Here is a 21,996-nt window from a genome sequence, read left to right on the forward strand (position 1 = left end):
GGACACAAGGACTTTGGATTATGAAATTTTCTACTAATAAAACATTCATTAAGATGTAATTTACAAATAAGCCGTTAATAAGTAAGTGTATAGAAACTTGTCAATTAACGGCTCGTACGTTTTCTTTTACAACTAATGCTCATCATAGCCCAATCTTAAATAACATCTAGAAAATCATCCATAGACATCTGTTCGTAGTTTTCAAAAATATGTTGCCCAGTTTCAAGAAATCCCTCTGAAAGTAGGTATCTCCTAACACTATCTACCTTTTTCTCTTCAACAGATCCAAACATATAATTCTGTTCTTGAACTGTAATATTTATTCCCAGTCGAGCAATTTGTTCAATAACTTCTTTTGTATAAATATGAACCCAACGCTTCATTTTCTGTTTAAACGGAGTAGGCAACTGCTCCCAAACAGGGTTAACTTTTTCACAAATATTTGTGCTATTAAAAGAAAAAGGGTTAGATCCAATATTTCTTCCAATCATACTTCTTAGTGAATTCCTTATTTGTGTTTGTAAAATATCTTCATTCTCTTTCTCTAACTGGCCGTTAATATCTACTGGAACAATATAAATTAAACTACTATCTAATAAAGTTATTTCATTTATTACCTTGTAGCTCGACACTTTCTTTCCTTCACTTACTGTAAGGTATAAACTATCAGATTTAATCTCAATCCCAAAAATTTCGTAGTTCAAAGCATGTCCTAACTTTTCTTTAACTGTTTCGCTTATAGATTGAAGTGTATGAGACATTTTCTGTTGTTTCTGCTGAGTAACACCATAAACAATTTTTGCATTAATTTTTGATTCACTTTCTAATCTAAAGAAATCTTTTAAATGGTTGGGTGTAAGACTTAAGTATCCAGCAGCCTGTCTTGTTCCATGATGGCTCCAATCAACATCAAAGTTACGAACCTTGCATTCAATTAATAGGTACTCTTTCTCATTATCTTTATATAAAATTACCTCTGGTGTCACTGCCTTTTTCTTCCCTATAACTTCACTAAGTTTTTTTATACTCACTGGTTCAAGAGGAATTGACTTTTCAATAAATTTTAAAGTATAACCTTGTCTATTAAAATACGGATAAAAGTTAGATCCATTTGGATAGGGCAAACTTAAATGTATTAATAAGTTCAATTGAAATAATGGAGTTAATTCTGTTTTCATTAATCTTTACCTCCTATTGTTTGATTTACTATTTTTTCATAAGGGATGTCACCAATAAACACATCAATTTTTGGGTCTAAGAATTTCTGGATATTTGTTACTAAGCGATGTATTGTGTTCCCACATGTGCCCTTTGGAAGAAATAAAATAAACTCTACGATATTTAAATCTAGAACAACATTTTGCCATAGATGAAGATCCACCCCATAAATGTGAACCCGTTCCTCACTAATTCTTTTTACTTCTCCATAAATCTTAAATGGTTCTCTTCCTTTAGGAAATGTAAATTCGACAAAATTATTAAATACATTTGTGTTTAACGGTTTACTAAACCTAATCGTGATAGGACTGGCCTTAAAGGAAGTATTGATTAGACCTTTACTTTTTATCTTTTCTACTTCTACCCATGTTTTCTTTTCCAAATGCTCTGTCACATCCTGATAAATTGAAACAATTTGTTTCAATTGCATCCGATGGTCAGAAAAACTATCAGAGCGATTGGTAACCTTTCCATTTTGATATACATCATGACCGCCTTTTCCAAAATTACTAGGAAATCGTAAACTACCAACAGAGTGGAAAGAAGAAAAATATTGCCTTACTCCATGTAGTTTTTCTACAATTCCACCTATCTCTTCTACCAATGATACTGAAGAGACTTTATGTTCAATGATTTCATCTTTATTTAGATGATTTTTCTCGAACATAGCATTAAATTCAAATTTCATTTTTGTAAAACGTTGAGGATGATGGAATGATGTGATTCCTTCTAAAAAGTTGTCATACATTTTACCGGATATCCATAACGAATCTAGAATTGGAGAATTCTTAATATAATTCCTCGCAAGTCGATCTGAATACCTAGAGGATTCAACTGTGTACAATGTACAAAATCGCGAATTTATTTGTTCTATAAACCCTATTAATTTATCACTTTCATATATTGAAAACAATTCTTCATCTATTGGCTGAAGTGAGTGCTTGTTATCTCCAAATAGATTATTTAAATTTAATAACTCCTTTTTAACACGTTTAGAATCAAAAAGACTCTCATCGAATGTTTCAAAAACATATGATTTTAAGAGTGTATTTTTCATTTTATAATTATCGATTTGCTGTTTTGTACTTTGGGAGTATTCTTCGAGGTAATTAAATACATCTTCTCTAGACTTCCATTGATTTCCCACTTTTATGTTCCCCCTAGTAATAAATTTGTGTATATAAAAACCCTCCTCATGCAGTGATGAAGAGGGTTTCGTGGGAACGATGCGCTCTGTTGCGCGGAGTGCTAGGACTCAATGTTCCCAAACATTGAATGCGCTCAATTACGCGGTGCGCTAAGGCACAACATACTATATTATATATATTCAGTAGTCTACTACATATTCCACATAATTGCAATATTTTATTATTTCTTTGTAGCAGCCGTTGCTTGATAAGCATTTTGTCGCAATTGTTCCTTCAATAACTCAATTTCTTCAATTAACTCTTTATTCTTCTGTTGTTCATAGACTAACTTATCCTTTGTTTCAGAGTAATTATGAAACATATTTGGCATAAAATGCTTCATAACTGATAAATCAATCTTATCCAATACTTCTGGTCTAACTTTTGCCTTTTTACCATCCTTTTCATGTTGGTATAGAACCCTATGTTTATCCACTCCACGAATATGCTCTAAACATATACCACATTTGTGCTTCAGCCCATCTGCAGAATCAACATCTATATGCAAAGGATCATTATCTCCATATTTTCCTGATGAAATTGGCGCAACAAGAAGTTGTCCTTGATTATTATCATAAAGGACTACTGCTGGATGTAAAAATGTTAATTCTCTATTAAAATGCCCAAACAATTCTACTTCTACTATATGGCCTCTTGATAGGTTTTTTCTAAAAATGCGAGAAATACTATTTGAATGAACTTTTATGTATCTCTCTAGCCCCATTAACCAACGAATACCATAGTATTGGTTTTTCTTCATTATCTCATTAAATAATTCTGATAGGAGATCGTTAGTATCCTTCATTAAAGTTAAATCTTCATGCATTTTAGGTATATTTTCATATTGATTTTCTTTAAAACCTTTTAGTTTTTTTCTATATTTATTTGTTCGCAAAACTACCTCTCCCAATTCAAATATATTTTCTATTATACCCTTAAAAACTAAATTCTTTAAAGGGGAATTTTAGATATGAGTGTCTACTTACAAATAATTGGGTTTCCAAATTGTTCGTTAAACACAAAGTTAAACATGGTCGATAATATGCTATTGTCCTAACTATAATTGAATCTCTCCCAAAAAAGTTATTAAAGTACAATCTGAGCCTAGTAAAAAATTCTTTTCTCAGATTGTAAGCGAGTTATCTAGTCTATTTCTTTAAATTCTTTCTTACCACTCTTCACTAATAATTATTTCCACTCTCTGCTTTACCTCTACTTATGGTAAGGCTCCCCCTATTAATCCGAAAACTTCGATAAACCTGCTCCAATAACACCAACTGCATTAACTAATGAGGAAATATCATCTTAGAAAACGAGAAAGCTAAATTACTCCGCTTCTGCAACCCTTCACTTATCCCAAGTGATCCGCCAATCACAAACACAACCTTGCTCTTCCCATAAGTTGCAAGCTCGTCCATCTTTTTCGCAAGCTGCTCTGAACTCAGCATTTGCCCCTCAATTTCAAGCGCAATCATAAAAGCATCTTGGCTAATATGTGTAAGAATACGCTCTCCTTCTTTGCGCTTGACTGCTTCCATTTCCGCTTCACTCATGGTTTCCGGCGCTTTTCCATCTGCCACTTCGACAATATTTACTTTGACATAGGCACCTAATCACATTTTATTCCTCAATACCCTGCTTCAAGTATTTTTCTTTTAACTTACCTACTGTGACAAGGGTTATATTCATTGCCATCTTCCTTTACCATTTCAATTTTCAGTTTCGTTAATTCATTTCCTTTATATTACCATAGTATTTACAAAACGGCAGTAGATCTCTGTTTTCAACCCCCCTTATTTATCTAGTCAAGCTGCTGAAAAGCAACCCTTCCTGTTCCCCGCAACTTCACTAAAATTAGCTCTACTCACATCAAATCAACATTTCAAACTTATCGCCTAAAGCTCAAACTGCCTAATCAATCCGTTCATTTCCTCGGCAAGCTTCGACAGAGCTTCCTGCAACTTCTTCCATGGAACTGTTTGTCTGCTGGTAGACGCAGAGGTTTGTTCGACGCCGGCAGCTGCTTCTTGGGAAATAGATGCGATTTCTTCTATGGATTCAATCATTTCCTGGCTACTTGTGGTGATGCCAACTAAGTTTTCCGTTACAAGATTGATGTTATCTGCCTGTCATATTGAAAATAGATACGTTGATCTTATTAAAGCTTTTTCCGGTTGTAATGATTTGGTTTGTTCCTTGTTTTACTTCAGTATACCCGTCTTTTCATGATTCGACGACGGTACTTGTTTCCTTCTGGATATTCGCTACGATACCTGTAATATCGGAATATCTGTGACCGAGACAAGATGGAGATGCTGCCGCAGCAGTTCTTATTGATAAATCAGAGGAAAAACGGGCATTAAGATTAAAAGCTCGGAAAGTTTAAAATATGTAGAGGCTGGGACATGACAGTCAAAATACAGAAAGAGGAATTTCACGCTCAGGTTGATGTGAAGTTCCTCTTTTTACTTGGTTTTGCATACATCTTCCAATTTTAACTAAATAAATAGTACACCTATTGCTATAAGAAATTCCTTATCTTTTCTTCCATAATATCAACAAACCTTTCCGCAGCTCTATTTAAAGGAACATTTTTTAAATAGCATATACCAATACTTCTTTTAGGTATAGGTTCTGTTAATGTCACTTCATTCAGCAGACCTTTTCTTAAAAACTCTTCAGAGAATTCTTTTGTCACGCAAGCAACACCAAGATTAATCTTTGCAAATTCTAACAGCAGTTCATGTGAACCCAGCTCAAATTCTGGCTGGATTTTAACCCCTTTTGTAAGAAAATATTCTTCCACATATCTCCGGGAATTGGAATTATCCAACAAAATAAGCGGGAACTTAACCAACTCTTCCAGTTTGATCGGCTTAGATAATACTTTCCGATATTTTTCCCCGTACACAAAGGTATCCTGAATTTCCAATAACGGCTTTACCTCTAATAACTTGTCATTAACGGGGAGATTACAGATAGCAATGTTCACTTCACCCGCTTTTAAAGCATCTATGATTTCCCACGTTGTCCCATTGACTATTTTAAATTTGAGATTTGGATACCGATTATGAAATGTTTCTAAATAGGGAAGCAAAAAGAATCGCGAAATGGTATCGCTGACCCCTATTTTAAACTCACCAATGAATAAATTTTTAAATTCTAAAAGCTTTTCTTCACCAGCTTGTATAAATTGAAGTGCTGAACTTACATATTCAAACAATAAGTTTCCTTCATCCGTTAGCGTTACACCTTTAGATAGACGATTAAATAGCCTTGTATCTAATTCCTTCTCCAATTGTGCAATGGATTGACTTATTGCTGGCTGTGACATATATAGCACTTTTGCCGCTTTGGAAAAGCTTTTATTTTTACCAACCGTATAAAAAAGATAATATAAATCCAATTTACCTATCATATAATCCACCCTTATACCCCGTATTAGATATATTGACTTTACTTATATCATTAAAAGCCGTATATTACAAGAGGAGACTGTTTGGATTGTTAATGTTTAAGGTTGATACTTTTTAATAAAGAGTAAATCTTTTATCAAATATAGCTAGATTGCAAAGAAGGAGCGAATTATTGTGGAAAGAGTTGTAGGAACTATTACCAGGGGGCTTCGTTGTCCCATCATAAATACGGGAGATAACATTGAGGAAATTGTTGCGGATAGTGTATTAAAAGCAGCAGAAGTTGAAGGCTTTACAATTCAGGATAAAGATATTGTCACCGTTACGGAGTCGGTTGTGGCTCGTGCACAAGGCAACTATGCCACCATTGACCATATTGCTAAAGATGTTCAAAGCAAATTTGGTGATGATACAATTGGTGTGATTTTCCCTATCCTTAGCCGTAACCGATTTTCTACTTGTCTCAGCGGGATCGCAAAAGGAGCGAAGAAAATCGTGTTAATGCTAAGCTATCCGTCCGATGAAGTAGGCAATCATTTAGTGGATTTAGATACACTGGATGAAAAAGGGATAAACCCTTGGACAGATGTTCTAACAGAAAAGCAATTTCGGGAGTACTTTGGCTACAATAAACATACCTTCACAGGCGTAGATTATATCGAGTATTACAAGTCCCTGATTGAGGAATATGGAATAGAATGCGAAGTAATCTTTTCAAATGATCCAAAGACGATTTTGGAACACACAAAAAGTGTACTTTGCTGTGACATTCATTCACGAGATAGAACGAAAAGAATTTTAAAGGCGAATGGCGGCGAAAAAATTTATAGTCTCGATAATATTCTTTCCGAATCAATGGACGGAAGTGGTTTTAATGAGGCTTATGGCTTGTTAGGCTCAAATAAAGCAACAGAAGATAGTGTAAAGTTATTCCCGCGCAATTGTCAGCCTGTCGTTGATAACATTCAGGAAATCCTTAAAGAAAAGACAGGTAAAACGGTTGAGGTCATGATTTATGGTGATGGAGCATTCAAAGATCCTGTAGGAAAGATATGGGAACTGGCAGATCCGGTTGTTTCCCCTGCTTACACAACTGGATTAGAAGGAACACCGAATGAAATTAAATTAAAGTACTTGGCTGACAATCAATTTGCCGACTTAAAAGGGGAAGAACTTAAAAAAGCCATCTCTAAATACATTGATGAGAAACAGGATGACTTGGTCGGAGCAATGGAGGCTCAAGGAACTACTCCACGGAGATTGACAGACCTTATCGGTTCACTTTCTGATCTAACTTCAGGCAGTGGTGATAAAGGGACACCGATTGTTTTTATTCAAGGGTATTTTGATAATTATACGAAATAAGTGTTACTAGAAAAAACTTATAGGACAAGGGAGGATGGCTCCTTTGTCCTGTTTTTATAGGTTGTCGGGTGCTTGGAAGAGAACTTGTTTATATAATGGTATGTTTTCTTTTTTTGACTCGATGGTAAAACTCCACTTTTCACATGAGATATTATTTACTTATGGTAAGGTTCACCGTGATGTATCTAAATGAAGTTTTTTAAACTCTCCGTTAATTGCATACTTAGTCCTTCGACTCTTCTGTAAGCTAAATTCCCCATCTCAAGATTATAATCTAAATTTTGCTTTAACTCTGATTCAATATGAACGGTGTTCCGATATTTGTATAGTTTTATTAGGTCGTCTTTTAGTTGAGTATCAATTAAATTTAATCTATAACAAACCTCAATTTTTTGGTCATATCTTATCTTTGTTTTATCCACTGGTTTCTTTTCTTTGTAAAACGTAAGAATCTCTTTCCCATCATGAATTAACTCTTTTTTTAATTTCTCTTTTTTGGAATTGGGAACCATAATTTGAATGTTTCTATCTTGAAATAGCAGGTCCTGAACAGGTCTTTTAGCTTCGAACAAATCAAAAAGAACATAATTTATTACTGCTTCTTGAATAGAAACATACATAATTACTTGAGTTTTAATTTGTGCTAGTAATAATTCATCTTTTGCTTGTAGTCCTTCAAAAATTTTATATATAACACGACTATTTCTATACTCAACAATTAGTCTCTGTCGCAAACTATCATTCTTTATAAATGTGTAAAAATTTTTATCGTACCACTTTTCACTAGGTAAGTGTCCATAAACATAATCAATAATTTTTTCCTGTAATTCTTTTGAAAAAGGCATATATCTTATCTCCTTTTCTTAACTGATTAACGATTTATTACATCTCAGTTCTTATCCATTCAGATAATAATTTTATGGAATCTTTTCCTGAATATTTTATGTATACATTCCAACCAATGAGTTTTATTGTACGCCCTAATTTCACTCCTAAGATTTCATCAGTCTGCGCAATATATCCTTCAATTCTATTGTAAGGACGTAAAAGTATTAGCTCATGCTTTATCCCAAAATATTTTAGAATCTCTTTTGATGTTGTTACTCCATTTTAGAAATAAGATATGAAATAAGATATTTATTTGGGTATGTTTAATAATTCCCGCTAATAACTCTAAGTCACCTGTACTAGTGAATGCTTTTTTTTGCTTTGTGTTCAGTTTTCCCAAGATATTTAATGTTGCCCATTGACTTAAATCGAGATGACATGCAGTTCCATCATAATAATCATAATCTGTACACCCTCTTAAAAAAGAAGATATACTATTAAACCATTCTTTATATACAATTCCAGGTCTTTTAAAATACCTTTCACAGTAGTCTAACACTTGATGCATATGATATTCATTAATATCTTCATATCTAGATAATCCTAGGCTTTTAAGATTGTGAAATCTCCTTTTACCTTTAACTATATGAAACTCTCTATAACTTGGATTTAGACTTATAGTAGCCACTTTTGCACTTCTAAATCTCCCGAATGCAATAACTGGGGTGCTTCCTGGCACTATAGTACAATCTAGCGGTGGCAATTTCTTTAACCGCCTAAAAATAATTTCATCTAATGCCATTGCTTCACCCCTTAGTATAAAATAAGCCTGCTCAACTTTGGAAAGTGAACAGGCCTTATTTTCATGTTTTAGGGTCATCTAATCGCAACTTAATTTTTTTCCAGTGATTTTTCACTTGAGTGTGCATAAGATTTACAGTTTTAGAATCTTCATCGAATATCTTCTGTGCCCTTTCAGCGTAACTAATAAAATTCCCATGCCCTTTCTTACTTTTTCCCAAGTGAGAGTAGTTCTTATATAATTCTCTCCTATATGATTTACGACCGAATTCTTTTGATTTACGATTGCAAACCCTTACTTTACGATATGCTCTCGTATAATACTTGAACAGACTTTTTTCTCTAATTCGAACTTCTTTTCCATTAAAACTGAATCCTAGATAGTCTAATTTTGTCTTATTAAATTCTAAATCGGTAATCTGATTATTAGCATAGAAATAATTCCCTGTCTTTTCAGGTTGAATTTCTAAATTTGGAATCTGTTCCTTAATGTCATCCACAACTTTTTGATAAATTTGATAGTTATAGTCTTGGACGTCTCCTTTAATAGGAATAACAATAATTAAATCATCACAATATCTTCTATATAGTCCCTTTTGTTCTTTAACATATTTTTGTATTTTTTCATCAAAATCTAGCAAATAAATATTAGAACAAACTGAGCTAATACCTGCACCTTGGGGAATTCCATAACTCTTAGAATTTTTGTATATATTTTTATGCTTAAAGGCTCTGAATTCCTCTTCTGTGAAATATTTATAACTATTTTTTATTTCACTTTCAGTATACTTAGTCTTCAATTCTGCTTCTATCGTATCTTTTATGAAGTAACTAAATCTTGTTATATTCTTAAAAACATTATAATAATCATCAGGTAGTGTATCCTTTTTAAGAACATAGCGGATTTTCTCTTTAAGATACCTATGGTCCAATGTATCAAAGAAATTAGTAAAATCAGCAACAAAAACATATGCACTTTTTTGCACTTTAATAAAATCAATAACTTCTTTAGCGAAGTTAATATTGCTTTTCCCAGATAAGTTATTTCTATATGCAGTTGCAACTTCATTAATACCTAGTTCATTTACAACAGAATTATAGTGGTCATTTAGCTTGTCTCCATAGTACTTATATATAAAGCTATCAATGTGAGAGGCATAAAAAATTTTACGTACTTTTTCTTTTGGTTGTTTTTCTTTCCTGCTATACTTTTGAAATTTTATTTCAAAATGCATAAAAGGGTAAAATCCATGCTCAGCAACCCATCGAGGGTTCTGGATTTTACTCTTAACTTTATCAATTGATTTTTTATTATCAAGGTGCTTATAACCTTTTACACGATACTTTTTTTATTCATATTTGGCAGAGCTAGCAAGGGTATGTAATTGTAGCCTATTACTCTATCAAAGAACCCTTGCAAGCATACTCTCCTTTCAAATTATAGACCATTGCTAGCCTATAAAGAGGCTACTAAATGCACTAATAGCTTATACTATAATTAGTATATTGAATTGGTTGATTATGACGATTGGAGGTATCCAAATGCCAAGTTATTCAGAAGCGTTATCGATTGTAATTAGCTGGGTCAGCCTTGTGATTACAATTGAGATAAAGCTTGACAGAAATTCACCAATTTCCCTCATAACTACTTTTATGAGGCGTTAACTATACTAATTGTACCTTTTTTCATCAGAGTAGTCAAAAATATCTGATTAAAATTTTAGTAGTCTTGTTCATCAATAATTTAAATAAAACAAAAGGCCCCCTTACTCTTTAACGAGTATAGAAGTCCTTTTGTTTATTAGCTACTTTTACTAGTACTGTAATCATTAAGCTCAATCTCTACGAACGTTGTACCGTATGAATCCTGCATAGAAGGGATTTCACGGAATCGTTTTCACACTTTCAATGGAGAAGTCTTTGTTCTTTTTTGTTCGATGTCCTTCTTTGTTGAGTTTGTTGCAATGGACTTATAACCATTTCCTTCAACATAAAGGTTAAATATCTTTCGAACCGTTTGGGCCTCTGTTGGATTAACAACAAGCTTAGAAAGCTTTCTTTTGCGATTCTCCCCTGGAACACTTACTACATCATAACCAAGACCTGACCACCATTCCAAGAGCCTTCCTTTGCTCTTGCCAACATTCCCATTTTCACATCATGAGCAATATTATCTCGTTCAAATTCAGCAATGACCGCCAACATACGAAATTGCATTTTTCCAGCTGGAGTTTCTGTTTCGTAGCGTTCCATATAAGAGCGGAAATCAATGTTTCTCTTTTCAAGTTCTTCGACAATATTAAGTAAGTCCTTTGTCTTTCGAGATAAGCGGTTCACCTTCCAGACAAGCACCAAATCAAAGTCTTTACTTTTGGCATCATGTAGTAGTTGCTGTAAATCAGGTCTTCCCTTGATATTCTTTTCGCTTTTACCTCTATCCACGTATTCTTTATGAACAACATATCCCTCACGTTCGCACAAATCTCTCAATACTCTTTTAACGAATACTTTTCATTTGATATATTTATCTTCTTCTCTCATTTAATCTGGCTATATAAGAATCTATACTTTCAATTATTGCATTTAGATTTAAACCTATTCCAAAAAAATTAGGCTTCAGTTCGAACCATTTAGCTTTTTCAGCCAACTGAGAGGCTAGTATTAGTTTTCCACCATTATCAAGAATTCGCATATCTTCCAATTTCTCGACCGCATTACTAGTAGTGAATGAAGGTACATAAGGTAGTTCTGGTTCATCAGTATCAATGAGCGACATTGTTCCTATTACTTCGAAAGAGAAGCTACCTCTGTTTGACCTCAACTCCATTTCTATCATTTGAGTATCATATTCTTTATCCCAAAACACCGAATACCTAAACTCCCTTTTTTCACTCATAATTTCTGAAGTATTATCGTATGGGTCAACTACCTTTAAATCCCTCAAACGCCAACGAGGAGGCAAGAGAAAATTCCATAAGCCACCGTTACCTCTATTAGATGGTCCTAGTGGTAAGTTTTTATGATTAAATTGAAAGCTAACAATATTTGAAGATGAGGTTTGAGTAAAAGTTCGTAATTGAGTTTCCATTTTTCTTATTTGACATTGGTCTGAATTATATATCATTGTTCCTCCAACCGACAAGTTCGGACTGCTTCTAAGTCTTTTTGCGATTGATAAAGATTCTACAATTACATGAGAGTTTAAATCCTTTGGTATAATATTAAAGTTGGTCAGTTTACCATCTATATTTAAATAATCAATTACTGCAACTTCTAAATACATCTAAACCTCTCCCTTAAGATATTTTTCTATAAGAATGCAAAAAACCTCTTTTATTTATGGTAAGGCTCACCGTGGTGATTTGAGAGGCAAAAAATAGGCATTGGTGAAGTACCGATGCCTATTTTAATATTCATTGGATTATATCTTTACAAAGTGAATTATTATATTTCCAAACCCTACATATACCAATTGTTTAAAAATGCTTTCAGTATTCTCTATAGTAATCTTCCATTTCACTTCTATATTCAGCTTCCATTTCAGCTAGCCATTCATTATGGGCCGACATCATCATGCATACACCACTTAAAAAAATAGCTAATTCGCCAAAAAAACTTACTATATTCTCTACATCTAATTTTTTAGATTTATTAAAGTGTAAATTCATGTGTTTATCTGTTGGATACCTAAATTTGTCTGCTTGCCCATCAATATTATGAAGTTGATTAATATATTTTTCTACATTAGTTAAAGTCGTATCATCTTCTGGAGCCTGAGCATGTTTTATAATATCTGATTTAATTGAATTCCATAAACCTAAAATACTATGTTTCTTATTATTCATTAATCCTACTGTCTCCTGAAAGCTATACGAGCATTCTTCAAATAAGATTTCCTTCATTGCAAGCTCAATTGCGTTTCTATAAAGATAGCACATAGGAATAAAAAGCAACCCATTAAGTTTTCTATCTTTACTCATACAATCATAAAGATACTCAGCTGATTCAGTATAGGCTTTTACATATGGATAAAATTTGTCCTTACTATATGAATAACCAATTACACTTTGATAATAATAATCTCCACCTTCTTCTAAGAACACTGGTTTATACTCTTTAAACAACTCATCTTTTATATCTATCTCAAGCAAATAACTTTCTAAAATTTCAAATGCTATCTCCATCTTATTAGCAAAGGCGAATAAATCAATATGTGTCTGCTTTTCGAAGAATGATCTAATACCATAATGCTTTTTGTTATCAAAGGGTTCCCTTTTAATTGTTATTCCAAAAGGATATCTAAAAGAATCGGATTCCTTATCGATATCATTCATATCTTTTAAAAATGCTTCAAGCCATTGAAATGCCTCCCGATTTTTTACCACATTATCTTTTATGTGCGGATATACTGCTTCAAGAAGCAACGATAAATTATGAAACGTATCTTTTATAAAGTCTTTTCTGTTCTCTAAGTCTAAAGTGTATTTAAACCCTATTGCTTTGAGTAGTAGCTCAAGGCTATGTCGGTAAAGGTATGCTAATGAGAAAAAATATGTATCTAATTTACTGATATCTGCCTTTTCAAAAATATACTCAGTAATAAGGTGTGCTGACTCTTTAAACATTACGGCATACTTTGCAAATTCCTCTTTTATATCACTATTACCTTTTAAGACTATTAATCCATCTCTCTTATTTATCTTAAAAAAATCAGGATTTTCTCTCACCCATTTTACGGCCATCTATACTTCCCCCCAGAAGTGGATCTCCATTAATTCTTCTAGCTATTATATAAACAGTAAGTTATCTTAGTTTAATAGTCTCAAAGGGTTATATAATTGTTAATTATATTCAGTAAACAATTCATCTTTAACCTCTTCAAAATAAGCAGAGAACGCATTAAGCCATATGATTATATGTTCCCCTCTTGCTTCACCTCTTAATCTAATTCCTCGTCTATTTATTTCTTTGTAAATCTCAACTGCGTTTTCTAGTAACTCAAATACTTTATCCACTCTCTGTTTAGAATTTAAATCCTTAAATATATTAACTAACTCTTGACATGACCAAAAGTAATGCTGCCAACTTGCCTTTCTTTTCCATGATTCACTAGCTTCTGCCGGACTAGAAGCATTATAGAGGGTTTTAGCGAATGTAGGGACATTTTCAGGATCTGATACTAACTTTTCTAGTAATCCCTCCTCGCTAATTAATTCAAGTTCGTCAGGGTATATTAAACTATTTAATATTTCTATTGACCAAAATCTGGGCTTTGGAGTTCTTGGACCATCATTATCTGTCTCATCAAAAGACATTGGATCAAATAAGCGTCTATTATTAAATCCACCACTTGCAAAACCATCCAAACCAAAAGGGAATTGTAATATTGCTGCATAAGAAGTATAGCCGTCTATTACTATATAATCATTTTGTTTTAGTCTAAATGTAATATCACATAAACCTTTTATATATTCTAAATCCTTGGGTAAAATATCACTATTACCATCTGTGTTTCCAAATACAGTATAGAAGCCATCTACATCTAGACCAGTTAAAGTGTTAAGTAACTCGTATCTAAATTCTTGGTTACCTATTATTGAACTAGAGCAAGCAACAGTTAAAAGAACATCATTATGAATTTCATGTTCTCTTTTCCATTCTTCACCAATCGTTGATAGCTTAATAAGCTGTTCTAACCATGCGTTATTAAATTGCCTTATATAATTACATGGAATTATATAAGTATCCACACCTTGCTGAAGCTGAAAATCAAGTGCCTCATTAACTAATTGTTCTAGAGTAGTATCATCCTCTAATGCATATGTAGAGTCTACTATGTCACCATAATCGTAACCATCACTATGTTGAAATTTTGGGTTATAAATCTGGGGGTCAATAATAATTCTTGGGTGAGGTGTAATACTGTTATATTCCTGAATATACTTTTCTAACTGTTGAACCTTTAGGTGGCGAGGACTGAAAATTACCCCTCTTCCAATACCTAGGGAAAGTAATTCTTTAGCGGTTTTTTGGTCCTGATGACCAAGTTGATAATAAAAGCTTGGTCCCGAATATGATCTCATATAAAATCACATCCCAATTCATCTGCAATTGTTTTTTTGCGGGCTTTATATCACGATGTACTACCTTATGTTCCCATATATCTTTAAGTCCAAATAGTAATTTACCAAGAAAAGGTATTAATTCTTGCTCTTTCATTGTATCTTTATTCTCCATTACAGTAGCAAGATCAGGACCGTCTACAAACTCCTCTACTATATAAATAATTGAACCTTGAGCAGTTACCCTCTGATTAAATTCAATTAAACTCGCAACATAGGGTGAATCAAGTTTCATCATTACCTCAATCTCTCTTCTCAACCGCTCAATATTTGCATGTGGATTATAAATCTTTAACGCTACCTTATCTTTATGTTTATCTTCAGCTATAAAAACAGCTTTTTGCGCACTTGGCCTTAATCTCTGATTTATAGTGTATTCTGGTAGTAATGCCTGAACTTCAGCAGCGCTAATATCAAAAACCATTCCCATCTCCCCCTTGAGTGTTTATATCCGTTCATTTAAATCGTATCCTGCCCTCCAAACAAAATGGTTTGAAAGTGGAGTTGTCTTCTTTGGCCTAAAGACCATTCTAGTTTCTCTAGTTTCTGCATCGATTGATATCAGCCCTACATTAGACTGCTTAAAGGAGTTTAAATTTTTATATGCATTATAAATATATTTATTGTCCAATAATACATACGATTCATTTGAGAAAAGCCTGTTCCGATAGGCTTGGGTTAAAGCTTCTTCCCATTTACTAAGTTTCGCTTCAATTGAAACTAAATATTTATAAAAGGGAGTTAAGCTCTCATTTTTTATATAACAATTTAAACTAGTTTCCTCTATTAATTCCTTTTCAGTTAAACTAGTTAAGTTCGCTAATAGTTTCTTTTGGTTTAGTCCCGTTCTTGTTTTCAATGTTTTAATTGATATCGGCTTTTTGTGATACAGAATACTAGAAATTAAAATTTCGGTAGAATTTAGAGTCACTTTATTTTTATATAGACAGGATCGTTCATCTATTTGAACTAATAATATATCAGCTCTTCCCGAGCCAATTTCAAATTCTCTAGTTACTTTATAACCCTTTCTAAAGAATCTATTAAATCCAGTATCTAAAAAATTTTGAATCAATAATTCTTCACTTTCAAACCCTTTATCTGAATACTTAAAGGAATTACCTTTCATACATTTAACACTACCCTCTGCAATTCCAAATTATATTTAATTCGGTTCTACCATTATTCACCTATATCCTATCATAAATTTTATTATAAGCTATCGCCCCTTCCAATTAATTTTATATTTCTTTCTGTAAACAACTTATATGAAGTATTAATTCCCCCAGATAAATGGATTTTATTTGGTCATACCCTAGTTTCTATTCAACTTCACTATCTAACATTCAAATTCTTTAAACACCACTCCTTCTAAATCTTTATCAAACAAATAAAAAATGCCAGTCTTCCCACAAAAGTTCCCTTACCTAACTTTTCCTAGAAATGACTGACATCGATGTTTTTTACAATTTAGTTCTGCATCTTAATGTTAATATATCTGTTGCCTTTAATGCTTAATTAGTTGGATAATCATAGTTAATATAACCATTTTAACTTCCAGTTCTATTCTAATGATATCACTTTGTAACTTTTCTTACAAAATAACTATCTACAGGCAAATAGTACCATCATGTAATAAGGTTTCATCGACTTGTGTATAACATTGTAACCTCGTTTTTTGATATTTGAAGAGGATATCAGAAATTTTATTAAGAGTTTTGGACGATAATTTAACAATATTATCTAGAACTGAAATTCCTCTTCAAGTTCACTAATACCTAAATACCATATTTTATATTGATAAAAATCGAATCCTATCCTTTTTAAACCCTGTTTATTTTTCAATCAGAAATATATCATGAAATTCTAAACCCAATTGATTTGATATATTCTTTGCAACTGCCGGGCTAGGGTTTTTCTTGTGATTAACAATTTGGTTAAAGTAATTTTCACTTAATCCGGCATGTCTCGAAAACTCACGTTGGGAAAACCCTTTTTCAATTAACATTGCTCTTAGTTTATCGGAATCTTTAACAATGATTTTCATGTTTTAATTTCTCCCTCCTTTTGTTAGATGCGTGTTCTTCAAGATAAATAAAAAGGGAAAACCACGTTTAATAGACTGCAGCATACACACATTACTGTCACTCTATAAAAATGGGGTTTTCCCTTTTTAGTCCTATATTCAATTCTATCTTTTGACTGTTACAGTTATATTCTAACAATCTTTTTCTGTATTTTAAGAGATCAAACACATTAATCCACTTCATTTAAAAAACATCTTGGCTATTTCTTCATTTTCCTTTTTAGATATTACTTCTCTTACGCTTTCTTCAGGCATCACAACTGGGAATGTCATTTTTTCAATGCGACTTTTTATCCTCCCAGCAGGATACTTCTTTTGGAGTGACTGTATTGGCATATTAGATGTGATAATAGTTGGACATTTGTAACTCATTCGCTCATCTAAGATTTGCGTCAAAACTTCTTCTGACCAATCCGTTGTTTTCTCTACACCCAAGTCATCCATTACCAGTAATGGAGCATGCTTAAACGATTCCATTAAACTATAAAAGTTTCTATTAGAGTCTTTCTTAGAAAATGAATGCTTCATCTCATTTAGCATATTTACTACCGATATATATATTGGCTTGATTTTATACTTGATGATGAGTTCATTGGTAATGGCAATTGATAGAAGTGTTTTTCCAGATCCTTTTGTATTACTATAAAAGTATAATCCTTTCCCCATATCCTCCATCTCTAGAAATTGTTCAACATAACGTGTTGCAACTTTTTTAGCATATTGAGCTGCTCTTACATTTTCTCTTATCTGATAAATCTTTGCATCGAAATCATTAATCCTCTTATCTAAATACTCATCTGGGATTCTAGCAGTCTTAATTTTATGCAACAGTTCTTTATATTCTCTGCATTTACATATCATCATGACCTCAGCCCCATCTTCCCTGATTTTATGAATCAATCCAGAGCCGTCACATTCTCTGTACATACAATCATCTGTCGCCTTCGTTAATCTCCCCGGCATCTTGTATAATGGCTGAACCGAATCGTTGGAAGTATTCATCTTGGGCAATATATCCTGTAGTTTGTTCATCCTCTAAATCCTCCTGTTCATTTTTATAAGCTTGATCAAATATATAATTTGCAACATACCGAAATGACCGGATGTTATCTAACTTGTGTTTTGGCTTAAAGTTATCAAAGCAATCCTTTATCCAGCCAATCACTTGAGGAGTCTCCCAGCTTTCATCTACAACATTCTTAATCGCTATTTTGTCATTAGACGATAACTGCTTGTTTTTACTGAGATTCAAGTAGGTTTTACTAATTAATTCAAATTGATTGGTATCATAAATGTCAATTTCATCTTCAATCCATTCACTTGACGAAGAAGTCTCTGTATTAATTTTTGGAGTAATCTCTGCAGTAATCTCTGGTATTGCAGCGCAATCCTTTAGCTTCGAATCACTTTTTTCCACATTCGGAGAAACAGTTTGTTTACTCGAAGCATCATTTTCTTCCATTCGTAATAACTGTTTGTAATCATCTATTGGATATCCTAAATTACTTAAATCTAAGATGACTTTCACTAAGTTCACACGATATTGTAATGTCTTATCCCACTTATACCGAGGGTTATTTCGTCTTTTAACATAATCTTTTTCTACTATTTTACCTAAATACTTTCGAATCGTATTAGGTGACACACCGAGCATTACTTCTTCTGCCAACTCCTCAGCTTTTTTATATATCCAACCGTGTTTATAAGAATCTGCTAAATGATTGTCTAAGCGTTCTCTTTCTTCAAGTTTATATTTACCAGCATCTTTCATACGATCTATCCAATAAATCAATTGACCTAAGATCACGGCTTCTTCCGTACTACCTGTTAATTTGACTAAATCTTCTCTGATGACAGCTTTTTTTACTTTTTGCATTTAATACTTTCCCTTCTCACTAAATATGTTTTCAAATACAACTTGAGGTTTGTTTCCTGATTATCATCTCCTCGTCTACGTCCGCTATATTGATTTTTCAAATAAAAAAAGAGAAAAACCCAAGACAGACGTAGCAAAATATATACACGTAAGTATGTGTATATTTCACTACTTCCTCTTGGGTTTTTCCCTTTTTGTTGAGAAAGTCGATCAATTTATTTATTTGACTATCATTATACAACTATGATTTTATATTGCAAGTCTTTTTACTTTTATTTTATAAACACCCACTCACTATTGAATTTACTTCTTTTATTTTATAGGACTAGGAATATCAAAATTTGACAGTACACTATTTAAAGAACACTTTCCATTCACCATTAACCACCCAAATAATAAAGTTACTGATAAAAATTAGCAGCAATTAAGTTAATTATTCAGGAGAAGTATATTACTTACTGAAACAGCCTGCACGTAATCAACCTTTTATATAGCTGACAATAATAGTGAAAAGTGAAATCCTGAAAGTGTTCTGGCAACCAAATGTCATTCACCCAAAGGGAAAGGAGAAAAAAACAAATGCAAGATAAAATTATCTTAAAAAAAAATGCGAGACAACGATTAGAACTTACTAATACGGATTTAAAGTTATTAGCATTTTTAGAACAACAGCGGTTATTAACTTTGCAGCAATTCTATCAAGCTGCTAAACACTTATTCGAATTGGGGATTAAAGAATATAGTTTTAAAAATCGAATCAGAAAGTTTGAGGACTATCATCTAATTCGTTCAGAACATTATTCTAAGGGTTTTGAAGGGGAACGTTTTAAATTCTTGGCAATCGGAAGTAAGGCTGTTGATGTATTAATAGAAAATGGACTTCTAGACCAATCATACAACAAACCCAAAATATATAAATTTAATCAAAAGAAAAACTTGTTGCACTTTATTGCAACACAACAAGCAGCACTAAATATATTAACAACCTTTAATAAGAAAGCTATTAAAGATCCAAATACAAATAAAACAAAGTATCCAATCATTTATAATCAAACTTCATTTTCCTATTCACCAGCAATGTATTCATATACCGAATGGGTAAGAAAACATAAAAACCTACATCGACAAAATAACGGAGCATTTCATGCGGAAATAGCAAAATATATGACTACAGGAAGTAAAGCGGGCAATAAATTAAATGGAGCTACGATGACAATAGTAAAACCAGACTGGATTATTAAACTAAAAGGAACACCAGAAATAAGGGACGCTTTAATAAATATTGAGATGGATATGGGAACGGAGCCTATCGAAACCCTAGCTCAAAAGTTATTTAAATACGCAATCCTTGCTGAAAAGGATCCAGAAGTTCTTCATATCATGGATATTGTTATTGTCGATAACAGCTTATCAAATCGTTCTAGTTTTAGTGATGGAATTGGCAGAACAAAAAATATACTACAACGATTTAAGTCAGATCCAGCAGTTATAAAGAGATTAAAAGAATCCGGATTAAAACTTATCGTTCACCCTTTAGGACTAAATGTAAATCAATTATATAAAACACTACGTAAATACTGATTATCACTTTTCACGCACAGTCATTCATTTGGAATGACTGATACATAAAACATCATTGGTAACCATTATTGGATACTATAAATAAAGACTATTATATCAACACTTTCCCTTCAGTTACATCTCTCACCTTTTTATTCACTTTTACTATTAGTTACGATTAATAGTAACCATTATCCAAAGTAATGCACTCATTTGATAATCACTAACATCAAAATAGTCATTAACATATTAATGGTAACCATTAATAGAAACCAACTCAAACATTGACTAGCACTGTATTTCACTAACTTGATTGCCCTATTACTCTGCATAGTATCTTTTATTGGTAACTAATAATAGGTACCTTATATTATATTATCTTTAATAAACCACTGTATTAAATTCTAATGTTGTACATAAAAGTTACCCTGTTAGAAGAATATTAAAGCTAGAATAATGCCTTTTTTGATGAAATCACTTTATTTTCATATCACAAAAAAACAGTAAAGAATGTTTATATCCTTACTGTCTTTACGTATTCGTAGTAGTACGAGATCATTTAAATAATATCTTTAACATTCTCTCCGGATCAAACCCGCTTATCCACTCTCCATTTATATTGGTTTGCGGAACCGTTAATCTTTTCGTTTTTCCTATCAATTTCATCCTTGCTATAGGATTCAAGTCTACAATTACTTCTTTATAAGTGATATCAAAGGAGTTTAGAAAACTTTTTACCATTCCACAGACTGGGCAGAAGCTTGATGTATATACCGTGACAGTTTGATTCATTTGTTCATAACCTCATTTATTAATTCAAAATCCCTATTGAATCTCACTTGATTACTTACTTTTATCAATACAGGCAATCAATCTTTCTTCAATGTCGGTTGCAATTCCCTGTAATTCTTCATCTTCTACCATTTGAATTAAAGCAGTTGGTTTTGGTAGCCCTATGTTAGTTTTCCCTTCATTATCCTCGTAAACAACGATTTTACATGGAAGGAAATATCCAATTAGCTGATTCGTTGACAACACACGCTGCGCTTCTATAGGATTACATACTTCTAAAACAGTAAATGGATGGTCTAGTTCATATCCTTTCTTTTGCAATGTTTCCTTAATGTCAAACTGCCACTGAACACCAAACTTTTCTTCCTTTAAATTTACTTCCAATGACTTAATGGCATCTTCTATAGATTTGTTTGTCTCTATTGTGTAATGAAACATCTTTTGATTTCACTCCTATCTACTTAGTTTTTATTCAATATTTCCATTCCAATTATTCATTCCACCGACCATATCTTCAACTTTGAAACCTAATGCCTCAAGTATTCCACAGGCAGCTTTACTTCGGTTACCAGATTGACAAACAACCACGTAGGTCTTATCCTTGTCTAGTTCACCTTTTCGTAATGCAAGCTGACCTAATGGAATGTTGTTGGCACTTGGGATTTTACCACTAGCTACTTCTCCATTTTCACGAACATCAATTATGAATACTTCTTCTGGTGCTATTTGTTTTGCCATCACTTGT

At 32.7% G+C, this 21,996-nt stretch carries 24 protein-coding genes and 1 pseudogene; 3 read left to right on the forward strand and 22 right to left on the reverse strand.

The genetic code is table 11. From position 1 onward, the window contains the following. Positions 1-155: 155 nt before the first annotated feature. The 6 genes and pseudogenes from KI343_RS04130 to KI343_RS04155 all read right to left on the reverse strand — a co-directional run bounded on the left by KI343_RS04130 (position 156) and on the right by KI343_RS04155 (position 5,823). Positions 156-1,178 carry a hypothetical protein gene (locus KI343_RS04130; RefSeq protein WP_212925176.1) on the reverse strand — a complete coding sequence of 341 codons (1,023 nt, stop codon included), beginning with the start codon at positions 1,176-1,178 and terminating at the stop codon, positions 156-158. Further along, positions 1,178-2,365 carry a hypothetical protein gene (locus KI343_RS04135; protein WP_244856713.1) on the reverse strand — a complete coding sequence of 396 codons (1,188 nt, stop codon included), beginning with the start codon at positions 2,363-2,365 and terminating at the stop codon, positions 1,178-1,180. Before KI343_RS04135 ends, KI343_RS04130 begins: the two co-directional genes overlap by 1 nt. A gap of 221 nt (positions 2,366-2,586) precedes the next feature. Further along, on the reverse strand, positions 2,587-3,300 hold the full coding sequence (locus KI343_RS04140; RefSeq protein ID WP_244856714.1) for a type II toxin-antitoxin system PemK/MazF family toxin: 714 nt from the start codon (positions 3,298-3,300) through the stop codon (positions 2,587-2,589). Positions 3,301-3,617: 317 nt separating this feature from the next. After that, positions 3,618-4,094, reverse strand: a pseudogene (gene rlmH, locus KI343_RS04145) (23S rRNA (pseudouridine(1915)-N(3))-methyltransferase RlmH). Between the two features lie 206 nt (positions 4,095-4,300). Further along, positions 4,301-4,471 (reverse strand): hypothetical protein, encoded by a 171-nt coding sequence (locus tag KI343_RS04150; protein ID WP_212925177.1) that lies wholly within the window; start codon positions 4,469-4,471, stop codon positions 4,301-4,303. A gap of 455 nt (positions 4,472-4,926) precedes the next feature. Further along, positions 4,927-5,823, reverse strand: coding sequence for a LysR family transcriptional regulator (locus KI343_RS04155; protein ID WP_212925178.1), 897 nt, complete (start codon positions 5,821-5,823; stop codon positions 4,927-4,929). 172 nt (positions 5,824-5,995) lie between these two features. Here KI343_RS04155 and KI343_RS04160 point away from each other — a divergent pair, with 172 nt between their 5' ends. After that, positions 5,996-7,186, forward strand: coding sequence for a coenzyme F420-0:L-glutamate ligase (locus KI343_RS04160; protein WP_212925179.1), 1,191 nt, complete (start codon positions 5,996-5,998; stop codon positions 7,184-7,186). A gap of 185 nt (positions 7,187-7,371) precedes the next feature. On the opposite strand, the gene KI343_RS04165 is transcribed toward KI343_RS04160, so the two are convergent. The 3 genes from KI343_RS04165 to KI343_RS04175 all read right to left on the reverse strand — a co-directional run bounded on the left by KI343_RS04165 (position 7,372) and on the right by KI343_RS04175 (position 10,050). Beyond that, a complete protein-coding gene (locus KI343_RS04165) occupies positions 7,372-8,031 on the reverse strand; it encodes a hypothetical protein (RefSeq protein WP_212925180.1) in 660 nt (219 codons plus the stop codon). A gap of 212 nt (positions 8,032-8,243) precedes the next feature. Continuing rightward, on the reverse strand, positions 8,244-8,816 hold the full coding sequence (locus KI343_RS04170) for a hypothetical protein (protein WP_212925181.1): 573 nt from the start codon (positions 8,814-8,816) through the stop codon (positions 8,244-8,246). A gap of 61 nt (positions 8,817-8,877) precedes the next feature. Then, complete coding sequence (locus KI343_RS04175) at positions 8,878-10,050, reverse strand: reverse transcriptase domain-containing protein (RefSeq protein ID WP_244856717.1); 1,173 nt, start codon at positions 10,048-10,050, stop codon at positions 8,878-8,880. 307 nt (positions 10,051-10,357) lie between these two features. On the opposite strand from KI343_RS04175, the gene KI343_RS20310 reads away from it, so the two are divergent. Continuing rightward, positions 10,358-10,480: a hypothetical protein gene (locus KI343_RS20310; protein WP_280530110.1), complete on the forward strand. Its 123-nt coding sequence runs from the start codon at positions 10,358-10,360 to the stop codon at positions 10,478-10,480. A gap of 232 nt (positions 10,481-10,712) precedes the next feature. On the opposite strand, the gene KI343_RS19990 is transcribed toward KI343_RS20310, so the two are convergent. The 10 genes from KI343_RS19990 to KI343_RS04220 all read right to left on the reverse strand — a co-directional run bounded on the left by KI343_RS19990 (position 10,713) and on the right by KI343_RS04220 (position 18,899). Next, entirely contained in the window at positions 10,713-10,934 is a 222-nt protein-coding gene (locus KI343_RS19990; protein WP_244856718.1) for a recombinase family protein, read from the reverse strand. After that, entirely contained in the window at positions 10,901-11,296 is a 396-nt protein-coding gene (locus KI343_RS04180; RefSeq protein ID WP_244856720.1) for a recombinase family protein, read from the reverse strand. The genes KI343_RS19990 and KI343_RS04180 overlap by 34 nt, the downstream gene beginning before the upstream one ends. A gap of 43 nt (positions 11,297-11,339) precedes the next feature. After that, on the reverse strand, positions 11,340-12,098 hold the full coding sequence (locus KI343_RS04185) for a hypothetical protein (protein ID WP_212925182.1): 759 nt from the start codon (positions 12,096-12,098) through the stop codon (positions 11,340-11,342). 205 nt (positions 12,099-12,303) lie between these two features. Next, the gene (locus tag KI343_RS04190; protein ID WP_212925183.1) at positions 12,304-13,557 is read right to left on the reverse strand and encodes a hypothetical protein; all 1,254 of its coding nucleotides are present in this window, start codon (positions 13,555-13,557) and stop codon (positions 12,304-12,306) included. A 99-nt stretch (positions 13,558-13,656) separates the two neighbouring features. Beyond that, entirely contained in the window at positions 13,657-14,898 is a 1,242-nt protein-coding gene (locus KI343_RS04195) for a hypothetical protein (protein WP_212925184.1), read from the reverse strand. Then, a complete protein-coding gene (locus tag KI343_RS04200; RefSeq protein WP_212925185.1) occupies positions 14,834-15,361 on the reverse strand; it encodes a protein kinase domain-containing protein in 528 nt (175 codons plus the stop codon). The genes KI343_RS04195 and KI343_RS04200 overlap by 65 nt, the downstream gene beginning before the upstream one ends. A gap of 21 nt (positions 15,362-15,382) precedes the next feature. Then, positions 15,383-16,066, reverse strand: coding sequence for a hypothetical protein (locus KI343_RS04205; RefSeq protein ID WP_212925186.1), 684 nt, complete (start codon positions 16,064-16,066; stop codon positions 15,383-15,385). Positions 16,067-16,771: 705 nt separating this feature from the next. Next, positions 16,772-16,984: a helix-turn-helix domain-containing protein gene (locus KI343_RS04210; RefSeq protein WP_212925187.1), complete on the reverse strand. Its 213-nt coding sequence runs from the start codon at positions 16,982-16,984 to the stop codon at positions 16,772-16,774. Positions 16,985-17,203: 219 nt separating this feature from the next. After that, positions 17,204-18,055 (reverse strand): ATP-binding protein, encoded by an 852-nt coding sequence (locus tag KI343_RS04215; RefSeq protein WP_212925188.1) that lies wholly within the window; start codon positions 18,053-18,055, stop codon positions 17,204-17,206. Then, positions 17,955-18,899, reverse strand: coding sequence for a hypothetical protein (locus tag KI343_RS04220; RefSeq protein WP_212925189.1), 945 nt, complete (start codon positions 18,897-18,899; stop codon positions 17,955-17,957). The genes KI343_RS04215 and KI343_RS04220 overlap by 101 nt, the downstream gene beginning before the upstream one ends. A 579-nt stretch (positions 18,900-19,478) precedes the next feature. On the opposite strand from KI343_RS04220, the gene KI343_RS04225 reads away from it, so the two are divergent. Next, the gene (locus KI343_RS04225; RefSeq protein ID WP_212925190.1) at positions 19,479-20,480 is read left to right on the forward strand and encodes a replication-relaxation family protein; all 1,002 of its coding nucleotides are present in this window, start codon (positions 19,479-19,481) and stop codon (positions 20,478-20,480) included. Positions 20,481-21,014: 534 nt separating this feature from the next. Here the strand turns inward: KI343_RS04225 and KI343_RS04230 are convergent. From KI343_RS04230 to KI343_RS04240, 3 genes are read right to left on the reverse strand one after another with little or no spacing between them, the layout of a single operon-like run. After that, positions 21,015-21,251, reverse strand: a complete 237-nt coding sequence (locus tag KI343_RS04230; protein WP_212925191.1) for a glutaredoxin family protein — start codon at positions 21,249-21,251, stop codon at positions 21,015-21,017. A 51-nt stretch (positions 21,252-21,302) separates the two neighbouring features. Then, entirely contained in the window at positions 21,303-21,689 is a 387-nt protein-coding gene (locus KI343_RS04235; RefSeq protein WP_158324166.1) for a DUF302 domain-containing protein, read from the reverse strand. 30 nt (positions 21,690-21,719) lie between these two features. Then, the gene (locus KI343_RS04240) at positions 21,720-21,989 is read right to left on the reverse strand and encodes a rhodanese-like domain-containing protein (protein WP_158324165.1); all 270 of its coding nucleotides are present in this window, start codon (positions 21,987-21,989) and stop codon (positions 21,720-21,722) included. Positions 21,990-21,996 lie beyond the last annotated feature (7 nt).

It is taken from the genome of Oceanobacillus sp. J11TS1 (assembly GCF_018333215.1).
GTDB lineage: Bacteria > Bacillota > Bacilli > Bacillales > Amphibacillaceae > Oceanobacillus.